Origin of the sequence: Microbacterium sp. Clip185, from assembly GCF_028743715.1 — a bacterium.
Lineage (GTDB): Bacteria > Actinomycetota > Actinomycetes > Actinomycetales > Microbacteriaceae > Microbacterium.
The window spans coordinates 3,072,976-3,092,007 of record NZ_CP117996.1 but is presented as its reverse complement, the minus strand read 5'-3'; the positions used below and the strand labels follow the sequence as shown (position 1 = coordinate 3,092,007).

The 19,032-nt window shown below is 70.2% G+C and carries 15 protein-coding genes and 1 pseudogene; 5 read left to right on the top strand and 11 right to left on the bottom strand.

What is annotated here, in order from left to right; genetic code table 11:
- Positions 1-52: 52 nt before the first annotated feature.
- Complete coding sequence (locus tag PQV94_RS15070) at positions 53-3,217, top strand: efflux RND transporter permease subunit (protein WP_274286577.1); 3,165 nt, start codon at positions 53-55, stop codon at positions 3,215-3,217.
- A 178-nt stretch (positions 3,218-3,395) separates the two neighbouring features.
- Here PQV94_RS15070 and PQV94_RS16165 read toward each other — a convergent pair.
- Positions 3,396-4,043: pseudogene (locus PQV94_RS16165) on the bottom strand (DUF998 domain-containing protein); the annotation flags it as partial.
- A 287-nt stretch (positions 4,044-4,330) separates the two neighbouring features.
- Positions 4,331-5,239, bottom strand: a complete 909-nt coding sequence (locus PQV94_RS15065) for an aldose 1-epimerase family protein (RefSeq protein WP_274286576.1) — start codon at positions 5,237-5,239, stop codon at positions 4,331-4,333.
- A gap of 234 nt (positions 5,240-5,473) precedes the next feature.
- Between PQV94_RS15065 and PQV94_RS15060 the strand changes: the two genes are divergently transcribed.
- Positions 5,474-7,537, top strand: coding sequence for a DEAD/DEAH box helicase (locus PQV94_RS15060; protein WP_274286575.1), 2,064 nt, complete (start codon positions 5,474-5,476; stop codon positions 7,535-7,537).
- Between the two features lie 56 nt (positions 7,538-7,593).
- On the opposite strand, the gene PQV94_RS15055 is transcribed toward PQV94_RS15060, so the two are convergent.
- On the bottom strand, positions 7,594-8,658 hold the full coding sequence (locus PQV94_RS15055; protein ID WP_274286574.1) for an Rv2578c family radical SAM protein: 1,065 nt from the start codon (positions 8,656-8,658) through the stop codon (positions 7,594-7,596).
- 109 nt (positions 8,659-8,767) lie between these two features.
- Between PQV94_RS15055 and PQV94_RS15050 the strand changes: the two genes are divergently transcribed.
- The 3 genes from PQV94_RS15050 to PQV94_RS15040 all read left to right on the top strand — a co-directional run bounded on the left by PQV94_RS15050 (position 8,768) and on the right by PQV94_RS15040 (position 12,281).
- The gene (locus PQV94_RS15050) at positions 8,768-9,733 is read left to right on the top strand and encodes a M15 family metallopeptidase (protein WP_274286573.1); all 966 of its coding nucleotides are present in this window, start codon (positions 8,768-8,770) and stop codon (positions 9,731-9,733) included.
- Between the two features lie 50 nt (positions 9,734-9,783).
- Complete coding sequence (locus PQV94_RS15045; RefSeq protein ID WP_274286572.1) at positions 9,784-10,956, top strand: hypothetical protein; 1,173 nt, start codon at positions 9,784-9,786, stop codon at positions 10,954-10,956.
- Between the two features lie 161 nt (positions 10,957-11,117).
- Positions 11,118-12,281, top strand: a complete 1,164-nt coding sequence (locus tag PQV94_RS15040) for an acyl-CoA dehydrogenase family protein (RefSeq protein WP_274286571.1) — start codon at positions 11,118-11,120, stop codon at positions 12,279-12,281.
- A 209-nt stretch (positions 12,282-12,490) separates the two neighbouring features.
- On the opposite strand, the gene PQV94_RS15035 is transcribed toward PQV94_RS15040, so the two are convergent.
- The 8 genes from PQV94_RS15035 to PQV94_RS15000 all read right to left on the bottom strand — a co-directional run bounded on the left by PQV94_RS15035 (position 12,491) and on the right by PQV94_RS15000 (position 18,998).
- Complete coding sequence (locus tag PQV94_RS15035; RefSeq protein WP_274286570.1) at positions 12,491-13,054, bottom strand: ECF transporter S component; 564 nt, start codon at positions 13,052-13,054, stop codon at positions 12,491-12,493.
- Positions 13,051-13,905, bottom strand: coding sequence for a siderophore-interacting protein (locus tag PQV94_RS15030; RefSeq protein ID WP_274286569.1), 855 nt, complete (start codon positions 13,903-13,905; stop codon positions 13,051-13,053). The genes PQV94_RS15035 and PQV94_RS15030 overlap by 4 nt, the downstream gene beginning before the upstream one ends.
- A gap of 23 nt (positions 13,906-13,928) precedes the next feature.
- Positions 13,929-14,744, bottom strand: a complete 816-nt coding sequence (locus PQV94_RS15025) for an energy-coupling factor transporter transmembrane component T (protein WP_274286568.1) — start codon at positions 14,742-14,744, stop codon at positions 13,929-13,931.
- Positions 14,741-16,489: an ABC transporter ATP-binding protein gene (locus tag PQV94_RS15020; protein WP_274286567.1), complete on the bottom strand. Its 1,749-nt coding sequence runs from the start codon at positions 16,487-16,489 to the stop codon at positions 14,741-14,743. Before PQV94_RS15020 ends, PQV94_RS15025 begins: the two co-directional genes overlap by 4 nt.
- Positions 16,490-16,536: 47 nt before the next feature.
- A complete protein-coding gene (locus tag PQV94_RS15015) occupies positions 16,537-17,118 on the bottom strand; it encodes a TetR/AcrR family transcriptional regulator (RefSeq protein ID WP_274286566.1) in 582 nt (193 codons plus the stop codon).
- Between the two features lie 4 nt (positions 17,119-17,122).
- Positions 17,123-17,671, bottom strand: a complete 549-nt coding sequence (locus PQV94_RS15010; protein WP_274286565.1) for an ECF transporter S component — start codon at positions 17,669-17,671, stop codon at positions 17,123-17,125.
- Positions 17,672-17,733: 62 nt separating this feature from the next.
- Positions 17,734-18,708, bottom strand: a complete 975-nt coding sequence (locus tag PQV94_RS15005; RefSeq protein ID WP_274286564.1) for a pirin family protein — start codon at positions 18,706-18,708, stop codon at positions 17,734-17,736.
- A complete protein-coding gene (locus tag PQV94_RS15000; protein WP_137418303.1) occupies positions 18,705-18,998 on the bottom strand; it encodes a GNAT family N-acetyltransferase in 294 nt (97 codons plus the stop codon). The genes PQV94_RS15005 and PQV94_RS15000 overlap by 4 nt, the downstream gene beginning before the upstream one ends.
- Positions 18,999-19,032: the final 34 nt, after the last annotated feature.

Below are 19,032 nucleotides of genomic sequence, written 5' to 3'. Positions count from 1 at the left end.
GTGCCTCCTCGCCGCTGCACCCTCTCGAGTCGGCCGTCATGAAAGCGCTCCCGTGTCACATCTGGCAGTCCTCAGCCTGAAGAACCGCGCGCTCATCGCGCTCATCACGATCGTCGCTGCGATCTTCGGTTCGCTCGCGCTCACCAGTCTCAAGCAGGAGCTCATCCCCTCCGTCGAGTTCCCGCAGCTGTCGATCCTGTCGACGTACCCCGGCGCCTCGCCCGAGGTCGTCTCCAATGACGTTTCCACGCCGATCGAGACCGCGATCCAGGGCGTGCCCGGTCTCGAGTCCACGACGGCGACGAGCACCACCAACGCCTCGATCGTGCGCGCGTCGTTCACCTACGGCACCAACCTCGCCACCGCCGAGCAGAAGATCAGTCTTGCGATCGGCCGGATCAAGGACCAGCTGCCGACCGGTGTCGAGCCCAACGTCATCTCCGTGTCGATCGACGACCTGCCCGTCATCCAGCTCGCCGTCACGGGCTACAGCGACGAACAGGCGATCCAGGACAAGCTCGAGTCCGCCGTCATCCCCGAGATCCAGGATGTCGCCGGCGTCAACGCCGCGCAGATCGTCGGCGGCATCGGCAAACGTGTGGTCATCACCCCGGATGCGGCGAAGCTGGCCGCATCCGGCTTCACGCAGCAGGCGATCACCGACGCCCTCGACAAGAACGGCGTGCTCTTCCCCGGCGGCGCCATCACCGAGGGCGACCAGACGCTGACCGTGCAGACCGGAGCCAAGATCACATCGGTCGACGAGCTCGCGGCCCTGCCGCTCGTGCCGACGGATGCGGCGCAGTTCGGTGCGGGAACCGTGACGATCGGTCAGGTCGCCGCCGTCGCCGAAGCGGCCGATCCGGTCACATCCCTCTCTCGGGTCAACGGCGAGCCGGCTCTGACGATCGCCGTCACCAAGCTCCCGGCGGCGAACACGGTCGATGTCTCTCGTGCCGTCACCGACGCGCTGCCGCAGCTCAGCGATGCGCTGGGCGGCGATGCGCAGTTCTCCGTGGTTTTCGATCAGGCGCCCTACATCGAGCAGTCGATCGAGGCGTTGGCGCAGGAGGGGCTGCTCGGGCTCGTCTTCGCCGTTCTCGTCATCCTGATCTTCCTGCTGTCGGTGCGAGCGACGATCGTCACCGCGATCTCGATTCCGACCAGCGTGCTGATCACCTTCATCGGGATCCAGGCGTTCGGCTACTCGCTCAACATCCTGACCCTCGGTGCTCTGACCATCGCGATCGGCCGCGTCGTGGACGACTCGATCGTCGTGATCGAGAACATCCGCAGGCACTACGTGGGCGACGCCGACAAACGCGCCTCCATCCTGCTCGCCGTGCGCGAGGTTGCGGCGGCGGTGACCGCATCCACCATCACGACCGTCGCGGTCTTCCTGCCGATCGCCTTCGTGGGCGATCTCACGGGGGAGTTGTTCCGGCCCTTCGCATTGACGGTCACCCTCGCGATGACGGCCTCGCTGTTCGTGTCGCTCACGATCGTGCCCGTGCTCGCGTACTGGTTCCTCAAGCCCGGCAAGCCCGTGCAGGGCCCCGACGGTGAGCACATCGACCCGGAAGACCCCTCCGCGCCGCCCTCGCGTCTGCAGAAGGCCTATCTGCCGGTGCTGTCGTGGACGCTCAAGCACTCGTGGGTGACGCTCGGCATCGCACTGCTCGTGCTTGTCGGCACGGGGGCGCTGGCCCCGCTGATGAAGACGAACTTCCTCGGCGACTCCGGTCAGAACACCCTGACCATCACGCAGACCCTGGGTCCGGCCGCGAGCCTCGACGCGGAGGATGCGGCGGCCGCCCGCGTGGAGGAGACCCTCAAGGGCGTCGACGGCATCGAGACCGTGCAGGTCTCGATCGGCTCGAGCGGCTCCGCCGTGCGCGACGCGTTCTCCGGCGGCAGCGGCGGCATCACGTACTCGATCACGACGGATGCGGGCGCCGATCAGCTCGCCCTCCGCGACCGCGTGCAGTCGGCCCTCGCGGATCTCGACGACGTGGGCACGATCGCGCTCGCCTCCTCCGGCGGCGGCTTCGGCTCGAGCGACATCGAGATCGATGTGACCGCGCCGGACCAGCAGACGCTGCAGGAGGCCACGGATGCGGTGCAGTCGGGCCTCGAAGGCAAAGACGGCATCTCGCAGGTCACGAGCAATCTCTCCGCGTCGCTGCCCTACATCGCCGTGACCGTGGATCGGGATGCGGCTGCGGCCCGTGGCCTGTCCGAGGTCGCCGTGGGCGGGCTCGTCTCCGGCACGATGCAGCCGCGTCAGGTCGGATCGGTGGAGATCGACGGCACCTCGCTGACGGTCTACCTGGCCGCATCCCAGGTTCCGGCGACCCTCGACGACCTGCGCGCGCTCACCATCCCGAGCGCCGGGGGCGTGGTGCGACTCGACCAGATCGCGACGGTCGAGCAGAGCCAGGGGCCCACCTCCATCACGACCGAGCGCGGCCAGCGCACCGCCACCGTCACCGTCACCCCGGCGGGCGACGATCTGACATCGGCCAACGCGACCGTCAACAAGGCGCTGGCCGACGTGTCGCTGCCCACGGGCGCCGATGCCTCGCTCGGTGGTGTCGTCACCCAGCAGACCGACGCGTTCACCCAGCTGGGTCTCGCGATGCTCGCGGCCATCCTGATCGTCTACATCGTCATGGTCGCGACCTTCAAGTCGCTGCGTCAGCCGTTGCTGCTGCTCGTGTCCGTTCCGTTCGCGGCGACCGGCGCCATCCTGCTGCAGATCGCGACGGGTGTGCCGCTGGGGGTGGCCTCGCTCATCGGCGTGCTGATGCTCATCGGCATCGTGGTGACGAACGCGATCGTGCTCGTCGACCTGGTCAATCAGTACCGCGAGAAGGGCCTGAACGCCCACGACGCGACGGTCGCCGGCGGGTCACGCAGGCTCCGACCCATCCTGATGACCGCGGCGGCGACGATCTTCGCGCTCACCCCGATGGCGCTGGGGATCACGGGCCACGGCGGCTTCATCTCGCAGCCGCTGGCCATCGTGGTCATCGGCGGGCTGGTCTCCTCGACGGTGCTGACGCTGCTCGTGCTGCCGACGCTCTACAACCTCGTCGAGGGTGCGAGGGAACGCCGCCGACTGCGACACGGCGGCGACGGACCGGCATCCGGCTTGCCCGAGACCGCCGGGGAACCCGATGCGCCGACGACGCGGAGGGCTCTGCGAGGGTCCTGATCTCGACGATCTCCGCGCCTCCCGCGAGCCGCGGACCGGCATCGGATGCCGTCGCGATGACGGGAAGGAACGCCGACTCCTCGGGCGCGGATGCGGGCTTTGCTGCGGACGCGGGCACGGGGGTGGCGGGTTCGGCCGGGGCGCCGCACGCCGACAGAGCGCTGAGGAACACGCCCGACCAGCCGAACATCGCGCTGAAGGCGATGACCTCGAACAGGGCGAGGTTGATCGTGCCTGCGACGAAGACCCAGGCTCCCGCGAACAGTCCGACGAACACGAATCCCGTCGTGAGCACCAGCCGCTTCGGGAAGCGGTGCATCATGAACGGGCTCGTCAGCAGGAGTCCCGCGAAACCGAGGACCATCGCGGCGGCGACGCGGTCGTGCACGAATCCGTTGGTGGTCAGCGGCACGCATCCCACCAGGGCGAGGTTGGCGCCGACGACGGAGAACAGGATGCGGGCGGTCATTGCCGTGCCGCGGCGCACATGCGTCCCCTCCAGTGGGCGCAGCTGGCGCGCGGCGGCGCGTGCGAACAGCAGCACGGTGGAGCCGCCGAGGATGAGCGTGCCGTTGAAGAACATTGCCGACGCGTCGCCGTAGGTGCCCAGCTGGCTGAAGTGCAGACGCCACCACTGCGGGTTCGTCGTCGTCGCGATTGAGATCCCGAGCCCGGTGAGCAGGATGGCCAGCGTCAGGACGGCGAGACGCAGGGCATCCGCCTGCAGGAGCCCGCTCACCGCCCGGTGCAGTCGCACGCGCGGCGGCGTGGGGTCTGCCCCGCTGAGGCTCGAAGCGGGAAACGACGCGAAAACGGTACGCAGCATGCGGGTACCCTCCACCCAGACGGACACCGATCCAGCCGGTGGAAACGTGGAGCCCCTTGCACGCACCGGCTGGCGAGCAGCGCAGCCGGTCAGCGTCGCCGCAGCGGTCGAAACCGCATGGGTCAACGATATCCGTCGGAGGTTACCGACAATCCCGGTGCGTGTTACCAGCGGACGCGGTTGGCGTCGTCCGTACGCGCCGAACGAGCATCCGTTCGCCGAATGAGCACCCCATCGGGTGCGCGCTCGACGAAGGAGTGCTCACTCGGCGGCGGTGCCGGAGCGTTTCAGGGGCGGGTGAGGGAGATGCCCCACTCCAGCTCCCAGGTCTCGCCGGGCCCGAGCCAGCGGAGGTCGCGACCCGAGTTCAAGGCGTCCGCAGGGGCGGTCATCGGCTCGATCGCGACGGCGAGATCCTGCCCCGGGTAGCGGTCGGTCGTGAAGACCTGCAGGTACTCGAACCCGGCGCCGGCCCAGAGTTCGAGGCGGCGACCGTCCGGGGCGTGGAGCACGCCGCGGACGCGACCATCCCCGCCGCGGCGGAGCGTCGAGTAGGCGGTGTCGAGCGTCAGGTCTCCGACCCGGCGCGGCGTGCGCAGGTCGTGCGCCGCGTCGACAGGCTCCTCGGCGATCGGAAGGTTGCGCTCGTCGAGGCGGAACCACGTCGCCGCATCCACTTCGAGGCGCAGCTCCGCGGTTGCCACGTCCGAGATGCAGAGATACGGATGCGTGCCGAGCGCGACAGGTGCCGCATCCGCTCCGACGTTCGTGATCTGGTGCAGGACGTCGATGCCGTCGTCGGTCAGGGCGTACGTGACGCGGGTCGCGAGGTGGAACGGATAGCCGGTCTGCGGGAAGACATCGGCCTCGAGCGTCACGGCGTCGGTCTCGGCGCCCACGACCCGGTACGGGGCGAAGCGGAGCAGCCCGTGCGAGGCGTTGCCCAGCTTGGGCTCGGTGAGCGCGAGCTGGTAGTCGGTGCCGCGCTGCGACCAGCGGCCGTCGCGCACCCGGTTGGGCCAGGGCACCAGGACGACCCCTGATGCGGCGGGCGTCGCCGCGGTGTCCGGATAGTGCGGCACGAGGTCGACGCCGTCGATCCGCAGTGCGCGCAGGGAGGCTCCCACCTCGGTGATCTCGGCCAACCCGTTCGATGACGACAAGCGGTGACGGACTCCGGTCGGATCGGCGCTCATCCTCTCAGCGTACTCACGCGGGGCACTTTCCCAGTCGCATGGGTTACTCTGGAATGTCGGCTCTGGACACCGCGTGGTGCGCGGATGGGTTTGTGAGTCCATGGGGCCGATGGTGAGCGCCGCTCGGCGCACATGACCATCATCGAAAATGGCCCCGGCCGACGGTAGTCCGGGTATGCCCGCGTTCTGAGCGGGTGCTGTTCTCGTGCGAAGAGAACCCAGGAAGAATCACCCATGCCCAAGAACAAGAAGCCCGCCGGCGGACGTCCGGCCAAGAACTTCGAGCCCCGCTACGGCGCGAAGACCTCGTTCCAGGACCGCAAGCGTCGTCCGGGCGAGTCCTCTGCCGGCTCGACCGGCTCCAAGAGCCCGAATCACCGCGGCTACCGCGAGGAGACCGCGGAGTCGGCTCCCAAGCGTCGTTGGACCTCGGCCGAGCGCGCCGGCCGCGATGAGGCCCGCGGCATCCGCGAGGGTCGTCCCGCACGGTCCTTCGACGACCGTCCCGCCCGTCGCGATGGCGACCGTCCGGCTCGTTCGTTCGATGACCGTCCGCGTCGCTCCTTCGACGACCGTCCGGCGCGTTCCTACGACGACCGCCCGCGCCGTTCGTTCGACGATCGTCCCGCCCGTCGCGATGGCGACCGTCCGGCTCGTTCGTTCGACGACCGTCCGCGTCGGTCGTTCGACGACCGTCCCGCGCGCTCGTTCGATGACCGTCCGGCTCGTCGCGATGGCGATCGTCCGGCTCGTTCGTTCGATGACCGTCCGCGCCGTTCCTTCGACGACCGTCCGGCTCGTCGCGATGGCGACCGTCCGGCTCGTTCGTTCGATGACCGTCCGCGCCGTTCCTTCGACGACCGTCCGGCTCGTCGTGACGGGGACCGTCCGGCTCGTTCGTTCGACGACCGTCCCCGCCGCTCGTTCGACGATCGCCCCGCGCGTTCGTTCGACGACCGTCCGCGCCGTTCCTTCGACGATCGTCCCGCCCGCCGCGAGGGTGGCAACCGGTCGGATTGGAACGCGACCGCAGCCAAGGCGCACGAGCAGCACGTCGATGTCGTCCACGAGCGGCTCGAGGCCGAGGCCGTCCAGGCCGAGACCGTCGAGGGTCAGGGCTTCGGTGAGCTCGGGCTCGGTCAGAACATCGTGAAGGTGCTCGCCGAGCTCGGCGCGCCCAGCCCGTTCCCGATCCAGTCCGCGACGATCCCTCCGATCCTCGAAGGACGCGACGTGCTCGCCCGTGGCCGTACCGGCTCCGGCAAGACCATCGCCTTCGGTGCTCCCCTGGTCGAGCGCATCCTGCGCTCGCAGGCGGGTACCCGCCGCGAGTTCGGCCGCCGCCCCAAGGCGCTCATCCTGGCTCCCACGCGCGAGCTCGCCCTCCAGATCGACCGCACCGTGCAGCCGATCGCGCGCAGCGTCGGCCTGTTCACCACGCAGATCTACGGCGGCGTGCCCCAGGCGCGTCAGGTCGGTGCGCTCAAGAAGGGCATCGACATCATCATCGGTACCCCGGGTCGCATCGAGGACCTCATCAACCAGGGAAAGCTCGACCTGTCCGAGGTGCAGATCTCGGTGCTGGACGAGGCCGACCACATGGCAGAGCTCGGATTCGCCGAGCCGGTGCAGCGCATCCTGCGCCTGACCGGCGAAGGCAGCCAGAAGCTGCTGTTCTCCGCCACGCTCGACCGTGAGGTCGCGGCCCTCGTCGACGAGTTCCTCGTCGACCCGGCCGTCTACGAGGTCGCGGGTGAGACGCAGGAGACCGGAACGATCGATCACCGCGTCTTCGTCGTCGACCACCGCGACAAGGCCGAGCTGCTCGCTTCCCTCGTGGACCGCGACGGCAAGACGCTCGTCTTCTCCCGCACCCGCGCGTTCGCCGAGATGCTCGTCGAGAACTTCGAGGACGCCGGCATCTCCGCCGTCGCTCTGCACGGAGACCTCAACCAGGCCAAGCGCACGCGCAACCTGCAGCGTCTGACCGACGGCAAGGTCAACGTGCTGGTCGCCACCGACGTGGCCGCCCGCGGCATCCACGTCGACGACATCGATCTGGTCATCCAGGCCGACGCTCCCGACGAGTACAAGACGTACCTGCACCGTTCTGGCCGTACCGGCCGGGCCGGCCGCAGCGGCACCGTGGTCACCCTGGTCCCGCGGCAGCGCCGTCGTCGCATGACGGAGCTGCTCTCGCGCGCCGAGATCGACGCACCGTTCGAAGAGGTCCGCCCCGGCGACGACGTCGTCGAGGAGGTCGCTGGGCGCCAGCTCGCCGACGTCGCCTCCGCCTGACATCGAGTCGGCAACGCCCTCTCGCCCCGTGCGAGGGGGCGTTGCCGCGTCTCGGGTCAGAACAGGCGTGCCGGCTCCGGCGCCGATCCGGTGAAGCGCACGGATGCGGCGGCCGCCGCGCGTGCGCCGGGAGCGACCGGACGCGCGCGCACCGGCTCCTCTTCGTCGCGGCCGTCGAGGCCGTGCACCCGCAGCAAGGGTCGAACGCGTCGCGCGAGCCACTGCCGATACGCCTTGGGCGCGCTCACCGACGCTCCCGGATACAGCCCCAGGTAGCTCGAGACGAGCTCGGGATGCTCGCGCCGCAGCCAGGCCATGAACCAGGGCTTCACGCCGGGGCGCAGATGCAGCGCGCCGTAGACGACACGCACCGCCCCCGCCGCCTTGATGCGCCGCAGCGCGTCGTCGAGGGCCGCGATCGAGTCGGTGAGATGCGGCATCACCGGCATGAGGAAGACGGTGACGCGAAAGCCCGCATCCGTCGCCGCGCGCACCGTGTCGAGGCGCGCCTGCGCCGTGGGCGTCCCCGGCTCGACCGAGCGCTGCAGGTCGTCGTCGAAAAGGGCGATCGACATCGCGATCGAGATCGGTACGCGCTCGTGCGCCTGACGCAGCACCGGCAGGTCGCGACGCAGCAGCGTGCCCTTGGTGAGGATGGAGAAGGGTGTTCCGGATGCGGCCAGGGCATCGATGATGCCGGGCATGAGCCGGTAACGCCCTTCTGCGCGCTGGTAGGGGTCGGTGTTCGTGCCGAGGGCGACGTGCTCCCGGCCCCACGAGCTGCGGGCGAGCTCGCGCTCGAGCACCTCGGCGATGTTCACCTTCACCACGACCTGGGTGTCGAAGTCGCGACCCGCATCGAGGTCGAGGTACGTGTGGGTGCCCCGCGCGAAGCAGTACGTACAGGCGTGGCTGCACCCACGGTAGGGGTTGATGGTCCAGTCGAAGGGCATCGCGGACGAGCCGGGGACGTGGTTCAACGCGGAGCGCGCCGCGACCTCGTGGAACGTCATGCCGGCGAATTCCGGTGTCGTCACCGAGCGCACGAGAGAGTCGAGTCGCTCCATGCCGGGGAGCGCAGCCGCATCCTCCTCGCCGACCCTCTGACCGTTCCACCGCATGACGACAGTGGAACAAAGATACGAAGCTATGTCAACCCTGGTGAGACTCAAGGTCGTACAGGAGTCTGATCGCGCTCGTCGCGGCCGTGTGCGGGAGGCACAATAGAGCGTGATCTCCACCGCGTCACCCGAGACGCTCACGTCGCGCCGCGCTGCGCGCGTCGCGTCCGGGCGCCTCCGTCGCCGCCGCATCGCGGTCGCGTGCGCCGCGGTGGCCGGCACCGTGGTGGCGGCTCTCTGGGTCAGCGCTCTCGTAGGGGGAGCGCCGGTGGTCGCTCCCGGCGCCAAGGCGGGCCCGCCCGCCGCGCAGAGCATCCCCGCTCCGGTCTTCACCCGAGCGCCTGCGGCCGCATCCATCTGCGACGACCCCGCCGTCGCCGCGGCGATCGCGGCCGGCGATGACGAGGCCGTGATCGTGGCCGCCGGCGGAGGGTTGTCCTTCCGTGAGGCGGTCGTTTCGGGAACCGCGCCCTGCATCTCGCTCTCGGATGCGGCTCGTCGCTGGGTCGTCGTCAACAAGCAGCGTCCCTTGAACCCGCTCGACTACGAGCCCCAGGGCATCGTGCAGGTGCAGGGGTTGCAGACCTTCAACGCCGGCGTGCTCCGTCAGGACGCCGCTGCTGCGCTGCAGCAGATGGCGGAGGCCGTCGAGACGGCTGGTGTCGGCTCACTCGGACAGCTCAGCGGATACCGCTCCTACGACACCCAGGTGAGGACCTATCAGGAGAACGTCGCGCGAGGCGGACAGGCGGAGGCGGAGGTCTCCAGCGCGAGACCCGGGTTCAGCGAGCATCAGCTCGGGCTCGCGATGGACCTCATGCCCTGCGGCAGCGGATGCGGCACGCTCGACGACTTCGGTTCTTCCCCCGAGGGGCAGTGGGTGGCCGCGAACGCCTGGCAGTTCGGGTTCATCGTGCGCTACGAACAGGGCTACACGCCCGTGACGGGCTACGAGGCGGAGCCCTGGCACCTGCGCTACATCGGCCCGGAACTGGCGCGGGCGTACCATGAGGGCGGCTGGCACACCCTCGAGGAGTTCTTCGGGCTGCCCGCCGCGCCCGCCTATACCGGCTGACCCGGCTCACCGCATCCAAAGCGCTCCGCCGGGCTGGATAGCATGGACGGGTGATCCGCCTTCTGTTCTTCGTGGGGGCGGGGATGGCCCTCGGCGCTCTCGTCGTCTCGGAGATCGGCCCGCCGGGTGCCGGCGAGATCACCTTTCCGACCGGGATGGTCCTGGCCATCTTCAGCGGCATTCTGATCCTCATCGCGCGCGCCACCCGAGGGATGCCTGCCGCGTCCACCACAGACCTCGACGCGGCGCGATCCGAGGGCAGGATGGCCCTCGCCCGCATCGACGCCGTGACACAGACCGGCACGCTGATCAACGATCAGCCGGTGTGCGACCTCGATCTCAGCATCCAGCCGCTGGAGGGCCCCGCGTATCGCGCGCGCGTGCGCCAGCTCGTGCGGCTCGTCGACATCCCCGCCGTCCAGCCGGGGAACCTGCGCGCGGTGGCGCTGCTGAGCGCGGACGGCGCCGAAGTGGCGCTCACCGACGATGACGTCACCCAAGCTCCGTACGCGGGAATCCGCATTCCCCCGCCGACCGAACTCGGCGAGCCCCGCCTGCCCGAGCCCGGGGCGGTCACGATCAAGGGGCGGCGACGCGGACCCCTCATCGGTATCGGCCCGAAGGGCAGGGGGCCGCGGTTCGTCCTGTTCGCCCTCGCGTTCCTCGTCGCCGGTGCAGCGGTGGCCCTGCCCTACCCGACGGCCGTCGCGCAGACCATCACCGCCCTCGGCCAGGGGCGGCTCACCGCGGATCTGCGTCAGCCGGAGACCACCGCCGACGCTGTCGGCGCCCTCGCCGCGAAGATCGGGCACGATCGGGTGGTCAGCATCTCGGTGAGCGAGGACGTCATCGTCGTGGATGCTCCTGTGACGCCCGGCTCCACCGACACCGACCGCTGGGAGTACCGCCGCGGCGAGGTGACTCGCGAAGGTCCCGCGCCGTCGCAGCCGGATTCCGCCGCCGAACAGTTCTCGCTCGACGAGGTGTCGTGGCCCGGGCTGTGGGCCGCGGTGCAGACGGCCGCCGACGCGGAGGGGATCGACAGCCTGAGCGACGTCACACTGCGGGTGGAGCGGGAGATCGACGGCGACACCGATTCGCCGACGTTCGCGCAGCATGCGGGGCCGGTTCGGGTGAGTTTCTGGTTCGACGGGGACTACCGATCGGTTTACTACGACGTCGCCCCCGACGGCACGGACCCGGTGCGCACCGAGGGCAACTGACTCGCTGGAGAGCCTCCACAATCGCGACACTCGGTTTCGGTGTGCGTGGAATGCGATTCCACAGCGTGATGTGCTCACCACGCATCCGCCGGTCTAGGATCGCGGCAGGCGATGGCGCCGCAGCGTGTCGACGCAGGCGCCCCGAGATGGAGGAGACGTCAGTGGAACGCGACATCTACGACGAGGATCACGAGGCTTTCCGGGAGGTCGTGGTCGAGTTCATCAAGCGCTACGGCACGAACGCCCGGCGCGAAGCATGGGATGCGGCCGGTCAGATCGACCGCGAGACCATGAGGGCCGCCGGCGACGCCGGGATCATCGGACTGTCGGTTCCTGAGGAGTTCGGCGGCGCGGGGATGCTGCAGGACTACCGCTTCCGCGCCGTGGTCAACGAGGAGGTCATCAAGGCCGGGCTCGGGTCGCTGGCCGGTGCCTTCGGCATCCAGGACGACCTCGCCGTGCCGTACCTCGCTCACTTCGGCACGCCGGAGCAGAAGCAGAAGTGGCTGCCCGGCATGGCCACCGGCGAGGTGATCGGCGCGCTCGCCATGACCGAGCCCGGTGCGGGAAGCGATCTGCGCGGAATCTCCACCGTCGCCAAGAAGGTGGACGGCGGCTGGATCCTCAACGGCGCCAAGACGTTCATCTCGTCGGGCGCGACGGCGGATCTCGTGGTGACGTTCGTCAAGACCGGCGAAGGCAACCGCCCCGACGCGTTCAGTCTCGTGCTCGTCGAGAACGGCATGGCGGGCTTCGATCACGGCAAGAAGCTGCACAAGATGGGCTTCGCCGGGCACGACACGGCGGAGCTGTCGTTCACCGACGTGTTCATCCCCGACGAGAACCTCATCGGCGGCGAGCCCGGCCACGGCTTCGTGCAGCTCATGCGCAACCTTCCGCTCGAGCGGCTGTCGATCGGCGTGGCCGCGGCCGCGGCAGCCGACGCGGGTCTGCGGTGGACACTCGAGTACACGAGCAGCCGCGAGGCGTTCGGTCACGCGATCGCCGACTTCCAGAACACCCGCTTCCGCCTGGCCGACATGGCGACGACGGTCGATGTGCTGTGGGCCTACGTCGACCGCGCCATCGCGCTGTACGGCGAGGGCAAGCTCACGCCGGAGGAGGCGGCCAAGGTCAAGTTCTGGACGACGGAGCGCGAGTGGGAGGTGCTCGATGCCGCCGTCCAGCTGCACGGCGGATACGGCTACATCCTGGAGTATCCCGTCGCCCGCGCCTTCGTCGACGCCCGCGTGCACCGCATCTACGGCGGCACGAACGAGATCATGCGTGAGATCGTCGCGCGTCAGGTGACCGGCCGGAAGTAGCCGCCGCCCCCATCCCGTTCGAGGGACCCGTGATGTCGCTGTGCGAGCGCGCCGGCCGCATTTCGGGTCCCTTGAATCGGATGGGTCCGCGTTCGAGGGACGCGAAACGTCGTGGTTCGGTCGTGCGGGCCGCGTTTCGGGTCCCTCCGACCGGGTGGGCCCGTCTTCGAGGGACGAGACACGTCGTGCGGCGTGACGCCGCCGCGGGGTCAGCGGGGCTGGCGGCGGGCGAGACGGGCGACACCCGCGCGCCGGAGCGCATCGGCGATCACGACCCCGAGCGCGGTGCCCGCGAGGCAGCTCCCGATCGTCAGCGCGAAGAAGCCGATCACCGCGGGCAGCGGCATGGCCCACAGGTTGAAGTACTCGGCCGCGAACAGCGGGTAGACCACGCCGATGATGAGTGCGCCGGCGAAGTGCAGCCAGGTTCCCCAGTAGCGGTACAGGACGAGCAGGAACGGCAGCTCGGCGAAGAACGCCCACCACAGGTTGGTGCCGATGTAGGGCAGCACGACGATGCCCGAGATGAGGCCCACGAGCAGGCCCACCCCCGGCCGCTGCAGCAGTCGCAGCGCGATCGTGGCAGGCAGCAGCCACATCCCTGCCAGCGCCACCGAGGCGAACGGCACGACCGCGAAGAGCAGCGTCGACAGACCGGTCGCGCCCCACAGCACGACGCCGCCGGCGACGCCGATCGCGGCGCAGGTCAGCAGTACGAGGGTGGGGATGCGGCCGCGCGCCGTGCGCGGGGTCTCGGCCGACGAAGCGCTCACGCGTCGACCTCCGCGGAGGTGCGCGCGGGGCGCGCCGCGCCCACGCGCCAGTAGCCGATGAAGCTGATCGAGGCCTTGTCGAGGCCCCGGGCGACGAGAGCGCGGCGGGCGGATGTCGGCAGCGACTGCTCGCCGACGATGAATGCGTGTACTCCCTCTGCAGGCAGCGGGACGTCCTCGAGAGCCGCGAGTGCGAGTGTGCCGGGGCGGGCCTGGGCGTCGCGGACGAGCCACCGCACCTCGACGCCGGCGGGCGCATCGAATGCCAGTGCGTCGGCCTCCGACGGCACCTCGACGAGGGCGACGCCCGTCGCGCTCGCCGGCAGCGAGGCGCAAATCCCGGACACCGCGGGCAGCCCCGTCTCGTCCGCGGCGAGGATCACCCGATCGACGCCGCGTTCCGGGTCGAACCCGAGCCCCTCGTCGATGATCACGACGCTGTCGCCGGGGCGTGCGGACGCCGCCCACCGGGATGCGGGACCCGCATCGGGCCCTGTGCCGTGCAGGACGAAGTCCACATCCAGCTCGGCACCCGCGTTCGCGGTAGCCGGTCGGTAGGCGCGCACGGTGTAGTTGCGCATGACGGGACGCACGCCGTCCGGGATGCGCAGGTATTTCAGGTACCCGATCAGCTTGTTCGCCTTGGCCGGGATCCGCTCCAGGCCTTCGTCGCCGCCGACGGGGAGGAAGAGGCGGAACCACTGGTCGTAGCCGAGCGGCACGAACCGGTCGATCTCCCCCTCGCCGAGCGTCACCCGCATCCAATGCTCGCTCAGGCGTTCGGTGCGGAGCACCCTGAGGTGCAGGAGGTCGGGGGATGCGGGCTTCACGAGACGGGAGAACCGAGCCATGCGGAGCCTTTCTGTCGGGTGGGTCAGGCGAGCGCCCAGGGGCGGGTGATGAGGAAGACGGCCGCCGAGACGGCCCAGAACGCCAGGACGAAGACGACGTCGCGGATGCCGAAGGGCACCAGATGACGCTCGGTGCGATCGGGGTGGGCGCCGAACGCGCGCGCATCCATCGCGAGCGCGACGCGCTCGGCGTGACGGATCGCACCAGCGAGGAGCGGGACGATGTACCCGCCCCAGCGGGCGATCGCGGCGAAGGGTCCGCGCCCGCCGTGCGAGCCGCGCACCCGGTGCGCCTGCCGGATCACGTCCAGCTCGTGCGCGAACCGCGGCACGAAACGGAATGCGGCCAGAGCCGTGTAGCCGATGCGGTACGGCACACGCAGCTGCTGCACGAGCGATCGGGCGAGGTCGGCTCCCGAGGTCGTGAATCCGGCGGCTAGGGCGAGCGCGAGGATCGCGATCAGGCGCAGAGCCGTGGCGAAACCGATCGTGAGAGCGCCGGAGAACAGTCGCCATTCGCCGATCTGCAGCACGAGCGGTGTCGTGTCGACCTGGGCCGCATCCGTCCACGCGGCGAAGCCGCATCCGAGCACGACGACGGCGGCCGGTAGCGCCAGGAACAGCGTCAGCAGCACCTGACGCGACGCCCGCGCGCCCACGAGCAGCACCGCGTAGGCGAGCACGAGGAACGCGAGCGGGGTGGCGAGGTCGCGGACGAAGATCAGCGCGAGGCTCGGGGGGATGATGGCCGCGAACTTGGCGAGCGGATTGAGCGCGTAGAGGAAGCGTGTCCCGGATGCCGCCGTGGGCGCCGCGAACGGGTCGATCGTCGCGGTCATGGCAGATCCGCCAACCGCGCGACGCCGGTGAGGGCCGGATGCCCCTCGAGCTGAGCGAGCGCGTGCCGCAGCGGCGGAGGGCGCAACCCAGCTCGCTCGATGAGTGCCGCGTCGGCGAACACGTCGGATGTGGCGCCGGATGCGGCGATACGCCCCTCGTGCACCACGACCACGTGATCGGCGTACTCCGTCACGAGCTGCATGTCGTGTGTGACCACGAGCACCGTGGTGCCGGCGGCGTTGAGCTCGGCGAGCAGCGCGAGCAGTTCGTCGGCGCGGGCGCGGTCCTGCCCGAAGGTCGGTTCGTCGAGCGCAAGCACCGGGGCGCCGGCCACGAGCGCGGTGCCGACGGAGAGACGGCGCTTCTGGCCGCCCGAGAGGAGGAAGGGATGGGCCCCGGCCCGCTCTGTCAGCCCGAACCGCGCGAGCAGCTCGTCGGTGCGCCGGCGCACCTCGTCATCGGCGAGCCGCTGCCGACGCAGGCCGTGCGCGATCTCGTCTGCGACCGTGTGGGCGATGAACTGGTGCTCCGGGTTCTGAAACACGAAACCGATGCGGGCGGGAAGCGTCCGCGGGTCGGCGCGGCCCACGTCGACCCCGGCGACCGTCACGGTGCCGCGCGGGGGCACGACGACTCCCGCGATCGCCTGCAGCAGGCTCGTCTTTCCGGCGCCGTTGGCTCCGACGATCGCGACGAAGGAGCCCGCCGCGACGCTCAGCGAGACGTCGTGCAGCACTTCGGTGCGCCCGCGTCGCAGGCTCAGCGAGCGCACCTGGACGATGGGCTCGCGGGGTTCGCGTGAGGTGACGGCCGACCGCGCGGCGGAGGCAACGGATGCGGGCGCGGGCTGCGTTTCGAGCGCCGCGCGCAGTTCGGCAGGACTCAGCGGCAACGGGGCCATGCGGTAGCCAGCCGCCCGCAGGCGGAGCGCCGCGAGGGTGCAGGTCGGCAGCCACACGCCGAGCTCGTGCAGTTCGTCGGCCCGCGCACGCAGCACCTCGTCGACGCCCCCGTCCGCGATGACCGCGCCCGCCGCATCGAGCACGACGACGCGATCGATCAGCGGCACGGCCGCATCCAGGTTGTGTTCGATCAGCAGGATGGCGCGATCGCCGGCCGCGACGAGTTCGGCGAGCGTCGCGTACACCTCTTCGATACCGCGCGGATCGAGGTTGGCCGTGGGCTCGTCGAGCACCAGCAGGGGAGAGCCCATGGCCAGAGCCGCGGCGATCGCGAGCCGCTGGCGTCCGCCGCCGGACAGGCGATCGGGGTTCTCGTGGCGCCGGTCCCAGAGCCCGACCCGGCGCAGGGCGTCTTCGGCGCGGCGGAGCACCTCGTCGACGGGAAGCCGCAGGTTCTCGGGGCCGAAGGCGACCTCGTCGAGCAAGGTGCCGGTGACGAGCTGGGCGTCCGGATCCTGGAACACCATCGCCACCTGCGTGCTCAGCTGGGCGACGGAGGCGTCGCGGGTGTCCAGGTTCCCGGCCCTCACTCGTCCGGTGACCTCGGCGGGGATGTCGTGGGGGATGAGTCCGTTCAGCGCCAGGGCCAGCGTCGACTTGCCGGAGCCGCTCGGCCCCAGGAGCAGCACGACCTCGCCAGGGTCGATCCGCAACGAGGCGGATGCGGGAGATGGCCGCGTGGCGCCCTCGTGGGTGACCGAGAGGTCTTCGACCCGCAGGAGGGGTGCGTCGACGCCGGATGCGGCGGACGGAGCGTCGCGATCGGCGGAGGCAGCGGGCACGGAGGATCCAGAGTTCGGACGGGCGGGTCCTCCCAACTTAGCCTAACCTAACTCGCCTTCTCCAGGAGCTCGTCGATACTGCGTTCGTAGGCCGCTGTCAGTCGCGCGGGCTCCATGCCGCACAGGAGAGCGAACTGCAGGCCGCGCCACTCGGCGACGACGCGCGTCGCGGTGAGCTCGGCCGCATCCGGAGCCCAGCCCTCGGCGATGAACACCGCACGTACGTGACGCACCCATCCGGTGCCGAGGTGCGAAAGGAACTCGCTCCAGCGCACGGGGTCTCCGAGGGCGACCGCGAAACGGTGGAAGAACATGACCAGGTAGGGCCGGTTCTCGGGGGCACCGATGTCGTGCCACGCGCGCAGCAGGCGCTCTCGCAGCGGGGCATCGTCGGCGGCGAGGCGTTCGAAGACGGCGGCGAGGTGGGGGAAGCGCTCGATCGCGGTCTCGGATGCGGCCTCCAGCAGTCGCTCCTTCGAGCCGAAGTAGTACAGCAGCATCCGGTTGTTGGAGCCCACCGCGCGGGCGATGCCGGACAGGCTCAGGTCGATGAGGCCGTTCTCGAGGATGAGGTCGGCGACGAGCTGTGCGAGTCGGCGGCGTTCCGGGCTGTCGACGGCGTCGGTCATCGACTCATCGTCCGCCGCGCACGACGCCGGCGCGGCGCAGTCCGATGCCGACCCACAGGCCCACGCCGGTCCATGCGACGGGGGCCAGCACCGAGATGGCGAGGTATGCGATCTGCGCCCAGAGCGGCAGCGTCTTCAGGTGTGCGGCGAAGAACACGGCGGCGGCGATGATGACGCCGATCACGAGGGCCGAGACGAAGAAGCGCCACGCGCGCCAGGAACGGTAGCGGGTCGCGGCGGCGACCACCTCCTGGATGCCTCCGAAGAGCACCGCCGTCCCCAGGAACTGCAGCGCGTACTGGGGCGCCGTGGCGCTGGACACGAGTGCTGCCAGCAGGTGGGCCAGCAGGGCGACGCCGGGCCGGCGCAGCACCTCCTGCGCGATGATGCCGGGGAGCACGTGCACGCCCAGCAGCAGCCCGTACAGCGGCGGGACGAAGCCGAGAAGCGGCACCGTGGCCCATCCGGCGATGCCGCCGAGGATGCCGGTGGCCACGCCGATCGCGGCGCACACGAGCAGCACGCGCGTCGACAGAACGGAGGTGCGGGCCACGTCCCCAGACTATCGGCGCGAGGCTGACGAGCGGCTCTCAGCGACCGGGAGAACTCCGCCGCTCAGAGCCGTCGCCGACGACGCGTCAGCCGAACGGCCGGGAGCGGAGGTGCGGGGACGCGTTCGTTGCCGTGGCCGACCACGTGCGCGAAGCGCGCCGAGCCCGCCTCCCACTCCTCGCGGGCAGCCACGATCTCGTCGTGGTCACGTCCGACGAAGTTCCACCACATGACGATCTCGTCCTCGAAGGGTTCGCCGCCCAGGAGGAACAGCGTCGTGTCCTCGGCGCTCGAGATCTGCACCTGCTCGCGCCCGCGACCGAGATACAGCAGTTGCAGCCCCACCAGCTCGGTGTGCTCGGCATCCGCCGTGTGCACGCGCGGGGCTCCGGCGACGCCGACGAGCGCGTACTCCCAGTCCTCACGCAGCGGCAGCGTGATGCGGGAGCCGGCGGGCACGCGGATCTCGGCGCCCACGATCGGTGTGTAGGCGGATGCGGGTGAGCGAACGCCGCCGAGCTCTCCCATCACCACCGTGGCCCGCCCGCCGCCGTCGAGCACCAGCTCGGGAAGGTCCGCGTGCTGCTCGAATGCGGGTTCGCCGTGGCGGCGAGAGTCGGGCAGGGCGACCCACAGCTGCAGGGCGTCGAGGGGGATCTCCTCGTCGGTCACCGAGTACTCGGAATGCGCGATGCCGCGCCCGCTCGTCATGAGATTGAGCTGGCCGCGCGAGATCAGCACGTCGCTGCCGATCCCGTCGCGGTGGCGCACTTCGCCCACCAGCGGCCAGGTGACCGTCTGCAGACCGATGTGGGGGTGCGGCTCGACCCGCATCCGCACCTCCTGGGGTCCGAAGCGGTCGAGGAAGCACCACGCGCCGACCATCGGCAGCTCGCGCTGCGGAAGGGCACGGTGCACCTGCATCGCGCGTACACCGCCCAGGGGAACCTCGCGCGCGTCGAGCACGACGGCACGGGGCCCGTCGCACTCGACGGACTGTTCGAGGCTCTCCTCGGCGTGGGCGTCGAGTCGGGTCACGGCCAGGCGACCTTGAGGCCGGGCACCTCGTGCTCGCGCAGGTACTTCGCCACGAACGGGCAGAGCGGCACGATGGTCTCGCCGCGCTTCGCCTCGTCCTCGAGAGCGCGTTCGACCAGGATGCTGGCGACGCCGTGACCCTTGAAGGCGGGATCCACTTGGGTGTGGGGGAAGACCGTGCGGCCTTCCTCGTCCGTGTAGAAGGCCGTGAAGCCCGCGGGCACGTCGTCGAGGAAGACCTCGTACCTGTCCTCGCCGCGCTCGACGCGCACGTTCAGCTCATCCGACATGGCTCTCCTCTGCTCGCGTGCTCCCACGCTAGCC

Coding starts and splice junctions, on each gene's coding strand:
- PQV94_RS15025 (WP_274286568.1), bottom strand. CDS start 14,744: ATGACCGCGACGATCGACCCGTTCGCGGCGCCCACGGCGGCATCCGGG.
- PQV94_RS15060 (WP_274286575.1), top strand. CDS start 5,474: ATGCCCAAGAACAAGAAGCCCGCCGGCGGACGTCCGGCCAAGAACTTC.
- PQV94_RS15065 (WP_274286576.1), bottom strand. CDS start 5,239: ATGAGCGCCGATCCGACCGGAGTCCGTCACCGCTTGTCGTCATCGAAC.
- PQV94_RS15055 (WP_274286574.1), bottom strand. CDS start 8,658: ATGCGGTGGAACGGTCAGAGGGTCGGCGAGGAGGATGCGGCTGCGCTC.
- PQV94_RS15030 (WP_274286569.1), bottom strand. CDS start 13,905: ATGGCTCGGTTCTCCCGTCTCGTGAAGCCCGCATCCCCCGACCTCCTG.
- PQV94_RS15015 (WP_274286566.1), bottom strand. CDS start 17,118: ATGACCGACGCCGTCGACAGCCCGGAACGCCGCCGACTCGCACAGCTC.
- PQV94_RS15000 (WP_137418303.1), bottom strand. CDS start 18,998: ATGTCGGATGAGCTGAACGTGCGCGTCGAGCGCGGCGAGGACAGGTAC.